Origin of the sequence: Streptomyces afghaniensis (genome assembly GCF_044327915.1) — a bacterium.
Classification (GTDB): Bacteria; Actinomycetota; Actinomycetes; order Streptomycetales; family Streptomycetaceae; genus Streptomyces; species Streptomyces afghaniensis.
In genome coordinates this window covers 890,067-905,988 of record NZ_JBIRGJ010000001.1, presented here as the reverse complement: position 1 = coordinate 905,988, position 15,922 = coordinate 890,067, and the positions used below count along the sequence as shown (strand labels likewise).

Annotated in this window: 12 protein-coding genes; 3 read left to right on the top strand and 9 right to left on the bottom strand. The window is 71.6% G+C overall.

The genetic code is table 11. The features are described from left to right. Positions 1 to 69 precede the first annotated feature (69 nt). A complete protein-coding gene (locus tag ACH4G3_RS03685; RefSeq protein ID WP_397622904.1) occupies positions 70 to 738 on the top strand; it encodes a hypothetical protein in 669 nt (222 codons plus the stop codon). Positions 739 to 781: 43 nt separating this feature from the next. Here the strand turns inward: ACH4G3_RS03685 and ACH4G3_RS03680 are convergent, their stop codons facing one another. The 9 genes from ACH4G3_RS03680 to ACH4G3_RS03640 all read right to left on the bottom strand — a co-directional run bounded on the left by ACH4G3_RS03680 (position 782) and on the right by ACH4G3_RS03640 (position 12,312). Continuing rightward, positions 782 to 2,308: an NCS1 family nucleobase:cation symporter-1 gene (locus tag ACH4G3_RS03680; RefSeq protein WP_020277062.1), complete on the bottom strand. Its 1,527-nt coding sequence runs from the start codon at positions 2,306 to 2,308 to the stop codon at positions 782 to 784. Positions 2,309 to 2,442: 134 nt separating this feature from the next. Next, positions 2,443 to 3,465: a TIGR03842 family LLM class F420-dependent oxidoreductase gene (locus tag ACH4G3_RS03675; protein ID WP_397622903.1), complete on the bottom strand. Its 1,023-nt coding sequence runs from the start codon at positions 3,463 to 3,465 to the stop codon at positions 2,443 to 2,445. A gap of 11 nt (positions 3,466 to 3,476) precedes the next feature. Further along, a complete protein-coding gene (gene hydA / locus ACH4G3_RS03670) occupies positions 3,477 to 4,880 on the bottom strand; it encodes a dihydropyrimidinase (RefSeq protein ID WP_397622902.1) in 1,404 nt (467 codons plus the stop codon). Positions 4,881 to 4,974: 94 nt separating this feature from the next. Beyond that, complete coding sequence (locus ACH4G3_RS03665) at positions 4,975 to 5,817, bottom strand: nitrilase-related carbon-nitrogen hydrolase (RefSeq protein WP_397616222.1); 843 nt, start codon at positions 5,815 to 5,817, stop codon at positions 4,975 to 4,977. Between the two features lie 155 nt (positions 5,818 to 5,972). After that, complete coding sequence (locus tag ACH4G3_RS03660) at positions 5,973 to 7,538, bottom strand: PucR family transcriptional regulator (protein WP_397622901.1); 1,566 nt, start codon at positions 7,536 to 7,538, stop codon at positions 5,973 to 5,975. Between the two features lie 27 nt (positions 7,539 to 7,565). Next, on the bottom strand, positions 7,566 to 8,852 hold the full coding sequence (locus ACH4G3_RS03655; protein ID WP_397622900.1) for an aspartate aminotransferase family protein: 1,287 nt from the start codon (positions 8,850 to 8,852) through the stop codon (positions 7,566 to 7,568). Then, positions 8,849 to 9,691, bottom strand: coding sequence for a nitrilase-related carbon-nitrogen hydrolase (locus tag ACH4G3_RS03650; protein WP_397616225.1), 843 nt, complete (start codon positions 9,689 to 9,691; stop codon positions 8,849 to 8,851). The genes ACH4G3_RS03655 and ACH4G3_RS03650 overlap by 4 nt, the downstream gene beginning before the upstream one ends. Positions 9,692 to 9,861: 170 nt before the next feature. Continuing rightward, positions 9,862 to 11,949: a hypothetical protein gene (locus tag ACH4G3_RS03645; RefSeq protein WP_397622899.1), complete on the bottom strand. Its 2,088-nt coding sequence runs from the start codon at positions 11,947 to 11,949 to the stop codon at positions 9,862 to 9,864. Between the two features lie 111 nt (positions 11,950 to 12,060). Beyond that, positions 12,061 to 12,312, bottom strand: a complete 252-nt coding sequence (locus ACH4G3_RS03640) for a helix-turn-helix domain-containing protein (protein ID WP_397622898.1) — start codon at positions 12,310 to 12,312, stop codon at positions 12,061 to 12,063. Between the two features lie 32 nt (positions 12,313 to 12,344). On the opposite strand from ACH4G3_RS03640, the gene map reads away from it, so the two are divergent. Then, complete coding sequence (map, locus tag ACH4G3_RS03635) at positions 12,345 to 13,112, top strand: type I methionyl aminopeptidase (protein ID WP_397622897.1); 768 nt, start codon at positions 12,345 to 12,347, stop codon at positions 13,110 to 13,112. A gap of 201 nt (positions 13,113 to 13,313) precedes the next feature. After that, positions 13,314 to 15,854, top strand: coding sequence for an ATP-dependent Clp protease ATP-binding subunit (locus ACH4G3_RS03630; RefSeq protein ID WP_397622896.1), 2,541 nt, complete (start codon positions 13,314 to 13,316; stop codon positions 15,852 to 15,854). The last annotated feature ends 68 nt before the right edge of the window (positions 15,855 to 15,922 follow it).

Genomic DNA, 15,922 nt, shown 5'->3' with positions numbered 1-15,922 from the left:
CACTTCCGCGTCACAGGGAGTCATGTGAAACTGTCGTCCCGTCCGCCGTCCCCCCACGAGAAGGGCGCCGTGCGTTCCCTACCTCTGCCCCTGGCCCTGACCGCACGCCTGTCCCCCGTGGCCGTGCTCGCCGCGGCGGGCTGGGCGCTGTCGTCCGGCCCGCTCGCCGCGCCACAGGCCGCCGAGCACAGGCCGGCCGACGAGAAGACCGGGACCCAGTCCGCGTCCGCACCGTCGACGTCGGCTGTGTCGAAGACCTACTCGGCCGCGCCGGCGCCGTGCGAGAGCGTCGCCAAGAAGACGGTCGAGTCGCTGGTGCCGGGTGCCAAGACGGCCGGGAAGGAGATCCCGTCCACGGACTCGGAGCTGCGCCGCACCTGCTCCTGGAACGCGCTCAAGGGGTACAACTACCGCTGGCTCGACGTGTCCTTCGAGGTGATGGAGTCGGACGAGGCGGCGGAGAAGGCCTACCAGGGGCGCACCGAGGAGAAGAGCGGCGGAGGTGCCGTCCCGGGTCTGGGTGACACCGCGTACTCCATCGTCAACCTCACCACCGAGGACAAGCAGCAGACCCGCGAGGGCCAGGTCTTCGTCCGCGCGTCCAACGCGCTGGTGATCGTCACGTACAACGGCAGCGACTTCGAGTCGAAGAAGGCGCCGAGCACGGACACGATCAACAAGGGCGCCATCAAGGCCGCGAAGGAAGCGGTGGCCGCGCTGGAGGACGGCAAGGGCTGACCGCCCTCCAGCATCCGCGTCCGGGTCCGTGTCCGTGTCCGTGTCAGACGGTGGCCCGGTTGCCGCCCCGCGCCGCCATCAGCACCAGGTACAGCAGCATCGACGTGCCCAGGCCCACCGCCCAGCCGTAGTCGGCCAGATCGGCCAGGGCCGGGATCGGGCGGCCGTCGATCAGCGGCTTGAAGCTGGCGCCGCCGACGGCGAGGACTCCACCGACCGCGAAGGCGACGACGGCCCGCCAGTTCCAGCCGCCCTCGTACCAGTAGCGGCCGCCCGTGCGGTACAGGTCGGCCAGGTCGAGCCGGGAGCGGCGCAGGATCCAGTAGTCGGCGATGAGGATGCCCGCGACGGTGCCGAGCAGGCCGCCGACCAGGCCGAGCCAGGTGAAGATGTAGCCCTGCGGGTCGGAGTACAGCTTCCACGGGAAGATCAGCACACCGAGGACGCACGTGGCGAGCGCGCCCGCCCGGAAACTGATCTTCCGCGGCGCGATGTTGGAGAAGTCGAACGCGGGTGAGACCAGGTTGGCCGCGACGTTGACGGACAGCGTGGCCACCAGGACGGTGACGAGGGCGAACAGCAGGCCCACCGTGTTGTCGGTCTTGGCCGCGAGCTGTACCGGGTCCCAGATCGCCTCGCCGTAGACGGCCTGCGAGCCGGAGGTGACCATCACGGAGAGGAACGCGAACAGCGTCATCGTCGTCGGCAGACCGAGGGCCTGGCCCCACGTCTGCGCCTTCTGGCTCCTGCCGTAGCGGGTGAAGTCGGGGATGTTCAGCGACAGCGTGGACCAGAAGCCGATCATGCCCATGAGCGCCGGAGCGAACAGCTTCCAGAAGTCCGGGCCCCAGCCGAGCTTCGACGGCTGGTCGAACAGCGGACCGAAGCCGCCCGCCTTGTCGCTCATCCACCACAGCATCACGAAGGCGCCGACGAGCACGAAGGGCGCCGCCCAGTTCTCGAAGCGGCGGATGGTCTCCATGCCGCGGTAGATGATGACGACCTGAAGCGCCCAGAAGATCGCGAACGACAGCCACATCGTCCAGGCGTAACCGCCGACCTTCGCCGCGTCCGTCCAGCCACTGCCGACGAGCTTGCCGGCCAGGAAGTAGATGGCCTCGCCGCCGATCCAGGTCTGGATGCCGAACCAGCCGCACGCCACCAGCGCCCGTACGACGGCGGGCAGGTTGGCCCCGCGGATGCCGAAGGAGGCCCGGGCGAAGACCGGGAAGGGTATGCCGTACTTGGGTCCGGCGTGCCCGGTGAGCAGCATCGGTATCAGCACGATCACATTGGCCAGGGCGATGGTGAACACCGCCTGCTTCCAGTCCATGCCGACGGCGATGAGTCCGGAGGCCAGGGTCCAGGAGGCCGTGTTGTGGGCCATGCCGACCCACAGCGCGGAGAAGTTGTACGTGGTCCAGGTGCGCTTCTCCACGGGGACCGGCAGCAGGTCCTCGTTGGCGTAGGGACCGGTCGGTGCGGGGGCGCCCGGGGCGATCTCCACCCGGCCGTCGGCGAGGGTGACTTGGGTGGTCGGCGGCGGGGCCGTGGGAGCGGTGTCGGTCATGGGCCAGGCCAATCATGGAGGTGGGACGGGAAAGGCCATGCGGGTGGCGCCGATGGGGGGTGCGCTCGGGAGCGTCCTGGGCCCCCTTCCCGGGCCGGCGGGAAGGGGGAGCTCAAAGGGAGTGGTGCTGGCTGTCAGCCGTTGACGGCCGGGATGACCCGCGATCCGTACGTGTCGATCACGGTTTCCTGTGCGTCGTGCATGTCGTAGACGGCGAACTGGTCCACGCCGAGCTCGCGCAGCGCGTTCAGCTTCTCGACGTGCTTGTCGACCGGGCCGATCAGGCAGAACCGGTCGACGATCTCGTCGGGCACGAACTGGGTGTCGGGGTTGTCGGCGCGGCCGTGGTGGGAGTAGTCGTAGCCCTCCCGCGCCTTGATGTAGTCGGTGAGTTCGTCGGGGACGGCGGCGGAGTGCTCGCCGTACTTGGACACCAGGTCGGCCACGTGGTTGCCGACCATCCCGCCGAACCACCGGCACTGGTCGCGCGCGTGGGCGAGCGCCTCCGGGGAGTCGTCCTCGGTGACGTAGGCGGGGGCCGCCACGCAGATGGTCACCTCCGAGGGGTCCCGGCCGGCGGCGACGGCCGCGTCCTTCACGGCCCTGACCATGTACTCGGTCAGATACAGATCGGCCAGCTGGAGGATGAACCCGTCGGCCTCCTCGCCGGTCATCTTCAGGGCCTTGGGGCCGTACGCGGCCATCCATACGGGGAGTTCGGCGCCCGGCCCGATCCACGGGAACCTGACGACCGTGCCGCCGCCGAGGTCCGCCTCCTGGCCGCTGCCGAGCGCCCGGATGACCTTCATGGCCTCGCTGATCCGGGCCAGCGTGTTGGGCTTGCGGCCGGCCACGCGCATCGCGGAGTCGCCGCGGCCGATGCCGCAGACCGTGCGGTTGCCGAACATGTCGTTGAGCGTGGCGAAGGTGGAGGCGGTGACCTCCCAGGTGCGGGTCCCCGGGTTGGTCACCATCGGCCCGACCTTCAGTTTCGTGGTGTTGGCCAGGATCTGGCTGTAGATCACGAACGGCTCCTGCCACAGCACGGCGGAGTCGAAGGTCCAGCCGTACGAGAATCCGTTCCGTTCCGCGCGTTTCATCAGGCTGATCACCCGCGAGGCCGGCGGGTCCGTCTGCAGGACGAGTCCGAAGTCCATCGGCACCACTCCTAGTTGAGGTACTGACAGGTGGAACGCGGGGTGAAGACGCCGTGCCCGGCGTGCCCGGTGTACTCCCGCTCGGTGATCACGGGCTCGCCGCGCGAGATGACCGTCTCGACCCGGCCGGTGACGCGTTTGCCCTCGTACGCCGAGTAGTCGACGTTCATGTGGTGGGTCTCGGCCGACATGACCTGCTCGGCGTGCGGGTCGTAGATGACGACGTCGGCGTCGGCGCCCGGCGCGATGGTGCCCTTCTTCGGGTAGAGGCCGAACATCCGGGCCGGCGAGGCGCAGGCGATCTCGATCCAGCGGCGGCGCGAGATGTGCCCGTCGAGGACCGCCTGGTGGAGCAGGTCCATACGGTTCTCCACGCCCGGCAGGCCGTTGGGGATCTTGGAGAAGTCACCGCGGCCGAGTTCCTTCTGGCCCACGAAGCAGAACGGGCAGTGGTCGGTGGAGACGACCTGGAGGTCGTTGGTGCGCAGGCCCCGCCACAGCGCGGCCTGGTGCTCCTTCGGCCTGAGCGGGGTGGAGCACACGTACTTCGCGCCCTCGAAGTCCGGCTCGGCGAGGTTGTCTGTGGACAGGAACAGGTACTGCGGGCAGGTCTCGCCGAAGACGTTCAGCCCCTCGTCGCGGGCCCGGGCCAGCTCGGCGACCGCCTCCGTCGCCGAGACGTGCACGACGTACAGGGGCGCGCCCGCGACCTGCGCGAGCTTGATGGCGCGGTGGGTTGCCTCGGCCTCCAGCAGGGCCTTGCGGACCTCGCCGTGGTAGCGCGGGTCGGTCTCGCCCCGGGCCAGGGCCTGCTCGACCAGGACGTCGATCGCGATGCCGTTCTCGGCGTGCATCATGATCAGGCCGCCGTTCTCGGCGGAGCGCTGCATGGCGCGCAGGATCTGGCCGTCGTCGCTGTAGAAGACGCCCGGGTAGGCCATGAACTGCTTGAAGGAGGTGACGCCTTCCTCGATCAGCAGGTCCATCTCCTTGAGCGTCTCCTGGTTCACATCGGAGACGATCATGTGGAAGCCGTAGTCGACGGCGCAGTTGCCCTCGGCCTTGGCGTGCCAGGCGTCGAGGCCCTCGCGCAGGCTGTGCCCGACGCTCTGCACGGCGAAGTCGATGATCGTCGTCGTGCCGCCCCAGGCGGCGGCGCGGGTGCCGGTCTCGAAGGTGTCGGAGGCGAAGGTGCCGCCGAAGGGCAGCTCCATGTGGGTGTGGGCGTCGACGCCGCCGGGGATGACGTACTTTCCGGAGGCGTCGATCGTCCGGTCTGCGGTGAAGGCCTCGGCGGCGGGGGTGCCGGAGGCTGCGAGGGCGGCGATGCGGCTGTCCTCGATCAGGATGTCGGCGTGGATCTCGTCGGAGGCTGTGATGACGAGGCCGCCGCGGATGACTGTACGGCTGCTCATGTCGTGGTCGCTCCTCGCAGTGGGTTGGTGCGGGTGGTGGGTGGCTGGTCGCGCAGTTCCCCGCGCCCCTGAGGACGTCCCCCCAGCGGACGTCCTACGGAGCTGTCAGTGGGCCGTACGCCCCCGGTGCCCGGTCCCTGTAGAACTGCCAGCGGTCGCGGACCTCGCGGAGTTTGGCCATGTCCAGGTCGCGGACGACCAGTTCGGGCTCCTTGTCGCTCGCCACCTCGCCGACGAACTGGGCCTCCGGGTCCACGAAGTACGACGTGCCGTAGAAGTCGTTGTCGCCGTACTCCTCGACGCCGACCCGGTTGATCGCGCCCACGAAGTACTCGTTGGCGACGGCCGCCGCCGGCTGTTCCAGCTGCCAGAGGTAGCCGGACAGGCCGCGCGAGGTGGCCGAGGGGTTGAAGACGATCTCGGCGCCCGCGAGGCCGAGTGCGCGCCAGCCCTCGGGGAAGTGCCGGTCGTAGCAGATGTAGACGCCGACCTTGCCGACGGCCGTCTCGAAGACGGGCCAGCCGGAGTTGCCGGGGCGGAAGTAGAACTTCTCCCAGAAGCCCCTGACCTGCGGGATGTGTGTCTTGCGGTACTTGCCGAGGTAGGAGCCGTCCGCGTCGATCACGGCGGCGGTGTTGTAGAGGACGCCGGGCTGTTCCTCCTCGTACATCGGCAGGACCAGGACGATGCCCAGTTCTTTGGCGAGGGCCTGGAAGCGGCGGACGATCGGGCCCTCGGGGATCTGCTCGGCGTACTCGTAGAAGGCCGGGTCCTGGACCTGGCAGAAGTACGGTCCGTAGAACAGCTCCTGGAAGCACAGGACTTGAGCACCCTGCGCGGCCGCGTCGCGGGCCGCCTGCTCGTGGACCTGGATCATCGACTCCTTGTCGCCCGTCCATGCGGTCTGGAAGACGGCGGCACGGATCACTCGGCTCATCGGGACCTCCGGTCGCTCGGTGTGCCGTGAGCCTAGGAAGCCGGGACGGGCTCTTTGAGTTGCACCGTGTCACGTCTGCGGGCGTGCGGCGTGTCACCGTGTCACTCTGCCGTGTGCCCATGTTTCACCGCCGTTTTCCCAGGTGGTCGGGTGTTTCACTGCTGTTGCGCGTCGTGCGCGAGGAGTGCGATGTGCACCGAGGCGGCCTGCTCGAAATCGTCGAGGTCCACCCCGAGGCGGACTTGTATGGCTTCCAGGCGGCGGTAGAGGGCGGGCCGCGAGACGTGGTGGAGCTGGGCGGTCCGGGACTTGTTGCGGCCGGTGGCCAGGTAGGTGCGCAGCACCGACAGCAGGTCCTCCTCGGCCTCGCACAGCAGCCCGTCCAGCTCGCGCTCCGCGAAGGACTGCACGTGCGGGTCGTCGCGCAGCAGGCGGATCAGGCCCCGCAGGTGGACGTCCTTCAGGCGCACGACCGGTGGGAGGTCGAGGACGGCGGTGGAGTCGGCGACGGCGTCCGCGACGTGCTGGGCCTCGCGCAGTCCGGCGGGGACGTCGTCCCAGGCGACCCGGGGGTCGGCCGCGGCGACGACCGTGCGGGCCGGTCCCGACTCGGAGCGCAGCCGGGTCGCGAAGTGTGCGGCGAGGGCGTCCGCGTCCTGGTCGCGGGGGAGGCTGAGCAGCACGGCGGTTGCTCCGTCGGCCAGTTCGGCGACCAGCCCGGGCAGGCCCAGCAGACGCAGCAGCCGGTCGAGCCGGGCGGTGTCGCCGTCGCGGACGACCAGCGGCACGAACGTCCGCCGGTTGACCGGCAGCCCGGCCGCACGCGCCCGGGGCAGCAGCTGCCGTGCCGGTACGACGCCGCTGGCCAGGTCGGTCAGCAGGCTCTGCGCGGACTGCTCCTCCCAGGAGCACGCGGCGCCGCCGCCGAGCATGCGGTGCAGGACGAGGGCCTCGGCGGCACGGTCGGCCAGCAGCCGCCCGGTGGCGGTGTCGCCCCGGTAGCCGCACAGCAGGATCCGGCCCCAGCGCTCCCCGCGTCCGCCCAGTTCGGCCCGGATCCAGCCGTCGCCCTCGGTGCCTCCGGCCTGACGGGCGATGCGCTCCCAGTCGCGGAGCACGTCGTCCACCGCCGGCCGCTCCCCCGCCGTGCCGAGGACGCGGTGGGCGAGGTTGGTGACGACGACCGGGCAGGCGCTGTGCCGGGCGACCTCGTCGAGCAGGCGTTGCAGCGGGGCGCCCGCGGTGATCAGGGCGGTGAGTTCGGTGCGGACGGCCTCGGAGAGGCTGACGGCGGCGAACTTGCGCCGTACGAGCCGTGACTGGACCTCCTCGGTCAGCTCGGCGAAGGGGAAGGGCCGGTGCAGGACGACCATCGGCAGCCCGCACCGCTCGGCCGCCCGGCGCATCACGGCCGGCGCTGCGGGGAAGGCGCGGCCGAGTCCGAGGACGACGGCGGCGGCTTCCGCGCGGTGCAGCGACCGGACGTACTCGGCCTGCTTCTCCTCGTCGCCGGCGAGCAGCACACCGGTGGTGAGTATCATCTCGCCGCCGCTGAGCATCACGCCGACGTCGGCGGCCTCGGCGACGTGGACCCAGCGCACCGGCCGGTCGAGATGGCTCGCGCCGGCCACCACCTCGGGCTCCCCGGCGAGCACCCGCTCCAGGGTGAGGACCTGCCGGACCGACAGCGCGGGTTCCAGGGAATCCAAGGTGATGGTCATGGTGCCGTTCCCTTGTTCAGTGCACTGCTACTGGATGCTCCTCAGAGCGTTCTCGAGGATCGCGGCGCCTTCCTCGGCCTCCGCGACGTTGAGGGACAGCGGCGGGGCGACGCGCAGGGCGCTGGTGTTGTGGCCGCCGCCCTTGCCGATCAGCAGGCCGCCCTCGCGGGCCGCCTCCAGGACGGCCGCCGCGGCCTGCGGATCGGCCTCGTCGGTCCCCGGCCTGGTGATCTCGATGCCGATCATCAGTCCGCGTCCGCGCACCTCCCGTACGGCCGGCACCTGCGCGGCGGCGGACCGCAGCCGTTCGATGAGCATGCCGCCGACGCGCCGGGCGTTGCCCTGGAGGTCGTGTTCCAGCAGGTAGTTGAGGTTGGCGAGGCCCGCCGCCATGGTGATCTGGGTGCCGCCGAACGTGGAGATGCTGTTGGAGTCGAGGCAGTTCATGATCTCGGAGCGGGCGACGACACCGCCGATGGACATGCCGTTGCCGATGCCCTTGGCGAAGGTCATGATGTCCGGCGGCCCGTTCCGCCCGTGGGCCTGCCAGCCCCAGAAGTGCTCGCCGGTACGGCCCCAGCCGGTCTGCACCTCGTCGGCGATCCACAGGACGCCGTGCTCGTTCAGCACCTCGCGGAAGGCGGCGTAGAGCCCGTCGGGCGGTGAGGTGAAGCCGCCGATGCCCTGGATGGGTTCGGCGATCAGCGCGGCCGGCGCGCGGGTGTGGCCGAGCAGGTCCTTCAGGTCGTCGACGCAGGCCGCGATGAAGTCGTCGTCGCCGAGGGAGGCGTACGGGCCGCGGGTGCGCACGCCGCCGTGGACGTACAGCGTCTGGAGCGGGGACAGCGAGGTCGGGGACCAGCCGCGGTTGCCGGTGATGCCGACGGCGCTGAAGGAGCGGCCGTGGTAGCTGTTGCGCATGGCCATGATCGTGTTGCTGCGCCGGTAGGCGGTGGCGAGCAGCAGGGCGGTGTCGTTGGCCTCGGTCCCGGAGGTGGTGAAGAAGACGCGGGCGTCCGGGATGCCGCTCAGCTGGGTCACTCGCTCGGCGAGTTCGACCATCGGCCGGTTGAGGTACAGGGTCGAGGAGTGGATGATCCGCCCGGCCTGCTCGCTCACCGCCTTGGTCACCTCGGGCAGGGCGTGCGCGGTCATCGTGGTGAGGATGCCGCCGAAGAAGTCGAGGTACCGGTTGCCGTGGGCGTCCCAGACGTGACGGCCCTCGCCGTGGGTGATCTCGAGGGGGTCCTCGTAGTAGAGGGCGAGCCAGTCGGGGAGTACGGCCCGGTGGCGGCCCAGCAGGTCGTTGGTCACGGCTGCACCAGTCCTTCGTAGGCGTCGGGGCGGCGGTCGCGGTAGAAGGCCCACGTCTGCCGCACTTCTTCGATGAGGTCGATGTCCAGGTCCCGGATCACGAGCTCCTCCTGGCTGTCGCTGGCGACGTCGCCCACGAACTGCCCGCGGGGGTCGACGAAGTAGCTCGTCCCGTAGAAGTCGTTGTCGCCGTACTCCTCCTGCCCCACGCGGTTGATCGCCGCGATGTAGTACCCGTTGGCGACGGCGGCCGCGGGCTGCTCCAGCCGCCACAGGTGGGACGACAGGCTCCGGTGGGTGGCGGAGGGGTTGTAGACCAGCTGGGCTCCGGACAGGCCGAGTTGCCGCCAGCCCTCCGGGAAGTGGCGGTCGTAGCAGATGTAGACGCCCACCTTGCCGGCCGCCGTGTCGAAGACGGGCCAGCCGAGGTTGCCCGGCTTGAAGTAGAACTTCTCGCGGAAACCCTTGAGCTGCGGGATGTGGTGCTTGCGGTACTTGCCGAGGTAGGTGCCGTCGGCGTCGATCACGGCCGCGGTGTTGTAGTAGAAGCCGGGCTGCTCCGCCTCGAACACCGGCGCGACGATCACCATGCCGGTCTCGCGCGCGAGGGCCCGCATGCGCCGTACGGTCGGCCCGTCGGGGACGGGTTCGGCCCAGCGGTAGTGCTCCGGCTCCTCGACCTGACAGAAGTAGGGGCTGTTGAAGACTTCCTGGAAACCGATGATCTTCGCGCCCCGGCGGGCCGCCTCGCGGGCGTGCTCCTCGTGTTTCGCCACCATGGACTCGGTGTCGCCGGTCCAGGTGGCCTGGACCAGGGCGGCACGTACGACGTTGGCCATGAGCTGCTCCTTCGACGCGACGTCAGCGCCTCTACGCCCGTAGAAGCGGGCCGTAGAGCCACGAACGTAAGCCTCCGGCCCAGGCTTGCCAAGACCATCGTCCCCAACCCGCGGTGCCGGGCGCGATTCGCACTCCTGTGGGTGAGTCGCCGGGGGCACGAGATGCCCGGTCAGGCAGGGAATCCGGCGACTCGCAGGGCGTGCACGAGGTCCCAGCGGCGCTCGTCCGACACGCCCCGGGCGGCCTCCAGCAGGAGCGGTACGAGGGTCTGCGGACCGGGCCCGGCGCTGCGGGCCACCTCCTCGGGAGTGCGGGCTCTGACGTACACGTCGAGCAGCACGCGCACCTCGCGGTGGCGCCCCTCGGCGACCAGCCCGAGGACGGCCTCTCCGATCTCGCCCGGGGGCCGGCCGGCCCCCTGTCGCAGGATCTGCTGCCCGTCGCCCGCGCGCCCGGCCGCACCCAGCGCGTCCGCGGCGGCGACCAGCCGCCCGGCGGGCAGCGAGCCGGCTTCCCAGAGCAGCGTCTGCCAGTCCGCACCGAGCCCGGCCCGCTCCAGCTCGTGCGCGAGCAGCGGAAACCGGGCCGGGGCCCAGGACGCGGCCTCGACCAGCAGAGCGTGCGCCTCGCCGCTGCGCCCCTCCTTCCGCAGCCGCGCGAGGGCCTCGACGGCTTGCACGACGTCCCTCCGCTCGGCCGCACCGACGTCCACGGCGCGCGGTTCCGCACGCTCCTCCCCCACGGCTTCGGCGGCCCCGGCGAACCGTGCACCACGGGGCGTACGGCGGCCGGTCACGGGGGCGGGGTCGGGAAGCAGCGGCACAGCACCGGACGGTGCGACGACGGGAGGGGCGTCCTCCTCGACCATTCCGGCGAAACGGGCACTGCCGCGGCGGCGCTTGCGTTGTTTGGGGGCGCGGGGTTCTGGGCCTGCGGTGGGTTCCGGGGTGGCGGCGGGTCCTGGGGCGGCGGCGGGTCCTGGAGGGGCGCTTGGTTCTCCGGGGGCGATTGGTTCGCGGAGGGCGCTTGGTTCTCGCGTGGCGATGAGTTCCGGGGCGACTGCGGGTTCCGGTGTGGCCGGGGGCGCCCCGAAACCGTCGGACGCGCCACCGGATACGGCCTCCCAGGAGGCGGCGTGCCCCGCCGGGTGCTCTCCGTCGCGGGGATCCGTCCGGCCGGCCCTGGCCGGGGAGACGCCGGACGCCGTCTCCCGGTAGGCGGCATGACCTGCCGAAGACCCGCCGTCCCGGGCATCGGGCCGCCCTGCCGGGTCCGCGTCGGCGTCCGGATGCCGGGCGGCACGGCGACCGGCCGCACCCGTCACGCCTGACGGCGGGTCCTCGCGGCGCCGAGCCGTGTCAGGCATGCCGGGGTCGTACGGGCCGCCCGGGGCCGATCGCATACGGCCGCTGTCCGGTGCCGGGCCGTCAGACGTGTACCCGTCGGCCCTTGCCGGTCGAGCCCCGTCCGCCGCCGCGCCAGAGGCTGCCCACCTGGCCGATCCCGCTCGCGAAGCCCCGTGCGCCGTACCAGGGCCCGCCTCCCTGCCCTGTCCCGCTCGCGAAACCCCCTCCGCCGCGAAGCCTCCGTCGTTCGGCCCGCGGCGCCACGCGCCCGACCAGGCAACGTCGTCGCCGCCCGGGGACCCACCGCCGCCGCGTCCGCCCGGAACCGCGCCCGCGCCGACGGACACACCGGCAGCGGGCCCCGGCCTGCCGTCACCCCACGCCCCGTGGAACACGCCCCGCTCACGGCGGTCCAAGTCGGCCATCCGGGCCCGGAGTTCCGCGCAGCGCGCTGTCGCGCGTTCGTGGTCGTCGTGGGCCCAGGCGAGGTCGAGGCGGAGGGTGTCGGCCTCTTCGCGGGTGGCGGCGGTGGCGAGGAGTCGGGTCAGTTCCGTCTGGCGCTCGGCGGCGTACTTCTGTTCGCGGAGCATGACGTCGAGCCGGTCACCGAGGGCGTCACGGCCACCGGGCCGGGCATCGTAGGCGGCGAGCGCGGCGGCATGCAGGGACCGGGCGCGTTCGGTCTCCGGGCCCGCGCCCCCCGGGCCGTACTGCCCGGCGAGGTCCTGCAACAGCGCCTCGACCACGTCCCACGGTGGCATCTCCCGCCCGTCGAGACAGGCCCGCATGCCCTCGGGGTCGCGCTGCCAGAACACCGCGCACCAGCCCCCGGCCGGATCCAGGCGTGCCAGCAGACCGTCCAGGTAATGCGCGAACTCCCGTACTTCACTTGGGAGTCGATCCACCGCCATCGCTCAACTCCCGCCCGACCGGACACTCCGCCCAGTAGGCAACACCAGTCGTGTTACAGCGGTGCTACGGGGAGTTTTCACACGCGGCGCAGGAGCCTCAGCACCGCCTCGTCAGACCGGCGCGGGCACGCACCGCCCGGCCAGCTCGTCCATCGACAGCCCGAGCGCGCCCGCCAGCGCGGACACGGTGAAGAAGGCCGGGGTCGGAGCCCGCCCGGTCTCGATCTTCCGGAGCGTCTCCGGGGAGATGCCCGCGCTCGCCGCGACCTCCGCCATGCTCCGGTCGCCACGCGCCTCACGCAGCAGCCGGCCGAGCCGTTCGCCGCGATCGCGCTCTTCTGGGGTGAGAGGGGTGCGCACCATGCCCCCATTCTAATACCGGTATAGTAATTGGCATGGTTGAGCTGAAGACCGATGTGTCGATCGATGCGATGTACGAGGCGGGCCAGGTCGTCGCCCGCGCCCTGACCGCCGCGCAGAAGGCCGCCGACGTGGGCGTATCCCTGCTGGAACTGGACGAGGTGGCGCACGACGTGCTGCGCGAGGCCGGCGCGACCTCGCCCTTCCTCGGCTACCGGCCGACCTTCGCGCCGACCCCCTTCCCGGCCGTCCTCTGCGTCTCGGTCAACGACGCGATCGTGCACGGCATCCCGACCCGCTACCGGCTGCGTGACGGCGACCTGGTCTCCATCGACTTCGGCGCGGAACTGGGCGGCTGGGTCGGCGACTCGGCGCTCAGCTTCATCGTGGGCACCCCGCGCGAGGCCGACCTGCGCCTGATCGAGACCGCCGAGCGCGCCCTCGCGGCCGGCATCGAGGCCGCCGTCGTCGGCAACCGCATCGGCGACATCGCCCACGCGATCGGCACCGTCTGCCGCGCCGCGGGCTACGGCATCCCGGACGGCTTCGGCGGCCACGGCATCGGCCGCCGGATGCACGAGGACCCCGGCGTGCCGAACGAGGGCCGCCCGGGGCGCGGGATGCGCCTGAGGCACGGGATGGCGCTGGCGATCGAACCCATGGTCATCGCGGGCGGCATCGACACCTTCCACCCGGCCCCCGACGGCTGGACCCTGATGACGGACGACGGCTCCCGAGCGGCCCACGCGGAGCACACGGTGGCGATCACGGACGCGGGCCCGAGGATCCTCACCGCACGCTGAGATCGTCCCGACCGCACGCAGAGATGTGCCGGGATTACCCGGCTACGCCCCGAAGGTGCCCCTTGTCCGCGATCGTGCGAAGGTGTTCTACGAGCGCGCCCCAGGTGTAACCGGCTGCCACCCGGGTTACCCGACCCCGGCACGTCGACCAGCGAGGGCGTCCCCCGCCCGCGCGCCGGGGACGCCGGGAACGGAAGGCCCATGAGCAGCGGCTTCAGCAGCCCGGAGGGCTACGGCTCGGATCCCTTCGGAGAATTCCTCGCACGCTTCTTCGGCGGACCGCGTCCCGGTCCCCGGCAGATCGACATCGGCCGGCTGCTCAGCCAGCCGGCCCGGGAGCTCGTCCGCGGCGCGGCCCAGTACGCCGCCGAGCACGGCAGCCGGGATCTCGACACGGAACACCTGCTGCGGGCGGCGCTCGCCACCGAACCCACCCGGACCCTGCTCACCAAGGCGGGCGCCAACCCCGACTCGCTGGCGTCGCAGATCGACGAGCGGTCGGGCCCGGCCCAGCACTCCCCGGACGACGCACCGCCGCCGACCGCGCTCTCCCTCACCCCTGCCGCCAAGCGCGCCCTGCTGGACGCGCACGACATGGCCCGGGCCCGCGGCTACGGCTACATCGGGCCGGAGCACGTGCTCAGCGCCCTGGCCTCCAACCCCGACTCGGCCGCCGGGCACATCCTGAACGCGGCCCGCTTCGCCCCCTCGGAACCCCCCGAGGCGCCGGAGGCCCCCCAGGCCGAGCGGCCGCGTCCGACGAACACGCCGACCCTCGACAAGTACGGCCGCGACCTGACCGAGCTGGCCCGGCAGGGCCGTATCGACCCGGTGATCGGCCGGGACCAGGAGATCGAGCAGACCGTCGAGGTCCTCTCCCGCCGCGGCAAGAACAACCCGGTGCTGATCGGTGACGCGGGCGTCGGCAAGACCGCCATCGTGGAGGGGCTGGCGCAGCGCATCTCCGAGGGGGACGTGCCCGACGTGCTGACCGGGCGCCGCGTGGTCGCCCTGGACCTGACGGGGGTGGTCGCGGGCACCCGCTACCGGGGTGACTTCGAGGAGCGGATGAACAACATCGTCGGCGAGATCCGCGCCCACTCCGACCAGTTGATCATCTTCATCGACGAGCTGCACACGGTCGTGAGCGCCGGTGCCGGTGGCGGCGGCGACGGCAGTTCCATGGACGCCGCCAACATCCTCAAGCCGGCCCTCGCCCGCGGCGAACTGCACATCGTGGGCGCCACCACGCTGGAGGAGTACCGCCGGATCGAGAAGGACGCGGCGCTGGCCCGCCGCTTCCAGCCGATCATGGTGCCGGAACCGACCGCGGCCGACGCGATCGAGATCCTGCGCGGCCTCCAGGACCGCTACGAGGCCCACCACCAGGTCCGCTACACCGACGAGGCCCTGGTTGCCGCCGTGGAGCTGTCCGACCGCTACCTCACCGACCGCCGGCTGCCGGACAAGGCGATCGACCTGATCGACCAGGCCGGTGCCCGGGTCCGGCTGCGCGCCCGCACCAAGGGCACCGACGTACGGGCCATGGAGCGGGAGCTGGAGCAGCTGACCCGGGACAAGGACCAGGCGGTCGCCGACGAGAGTTACGAGCAGGCCACCCAGCTGCGCGACCGGATCGTGGAGCTGAAGCTGCGGATCGCGCAGGCCGGCGGCGACGGCGAGATCGACGAGGGCCAGGACCTGGTCGTCGGGGCCGAGGCGATCGCCGAGGTGGTGTCCCGGCAGACCGGCATCCCGGTCAGCAGCCTCACCCAGGAGGAGAAGGACCGCCTGCTGCACCTGGAGGAGCACCTGCACGAGCGGGTGGTCGGCCAGGACGAGGCCGTGCGGGTCGTCTCGGACGCGGTGCTGCGCTCCCGCGCCGGGCTGGCCAGCCCCGACCGGCCGATCGGCAGCTTCCTGTTCCTCGGCCCGACCGGCGTGGGCAAGACCGAGCTGGCCCGGGCGCTCGCCGAGGCCCTGTTCGGCAGCGAGGACCGCATGGTCCGCCTCGACATGAGCGAGTACCAGGAGCGGCACACCGTCAGCCGCCTGGTCGGCGCCCCGCCCGGCTACGTCGGCCACGAGGAGGCCGGCCAGCTCACCGAGGTCGTCCGCCGGCACCCGTACTCGCTGCTCCTGCTGGACGAGGTGGAGAAGGCGCACCCGGACGTCTTCAACATCCTGCTCCAGGTACTCGACGACGGACGCCTCACCGACTCCCAGGGCCGCACGGTCGACTTCACCAACACCGTCATCGTGATGACCAGCAACCTCGGCTCCGAGGTCATCACCCGCCGCGGCGCCTCCGTGGGCTTCGCGTCGGGCGGCGCGGACGCGGACGAGGAGGCCCGGCGCGAGCAGATCCTGCGGCCCCTGCGCGAGCACTTCCGCCCCGAGTTCCTCAACCGCATCGACGAGATCGTCGTCTTCCGCCAGCTCAGCACGGAACAGCTGCGCCGGATCACCAACCTCCTGCTGGACCGCACCAGGTCCCTCGTACAGAGCAAGGGCATCTCGGTGACCTTCACCGACCGAGCGGTGGAGTGGCTGGCCGAGCACGGCTACCAGCCGGAGTACGGCGCCCGCCCGTTGCGCCGCACGATCCAGCGCGAGGTGGACAACGAGCTGTCACGACTGTTGCTGGACGGCAGGGTCGCGGAGGGCGGCCGGGTGACGGTGGACACGGAGGACGGCCACCTCGCGTTCCACACCCAGGAGACGCCACCCGCCGAGTTGTGACGCGCCCCGCCCTTCAGGGGCCCGGGGGACTGCGCGTCGCAGTCCCCACGTACCCCGCGGACGAACCC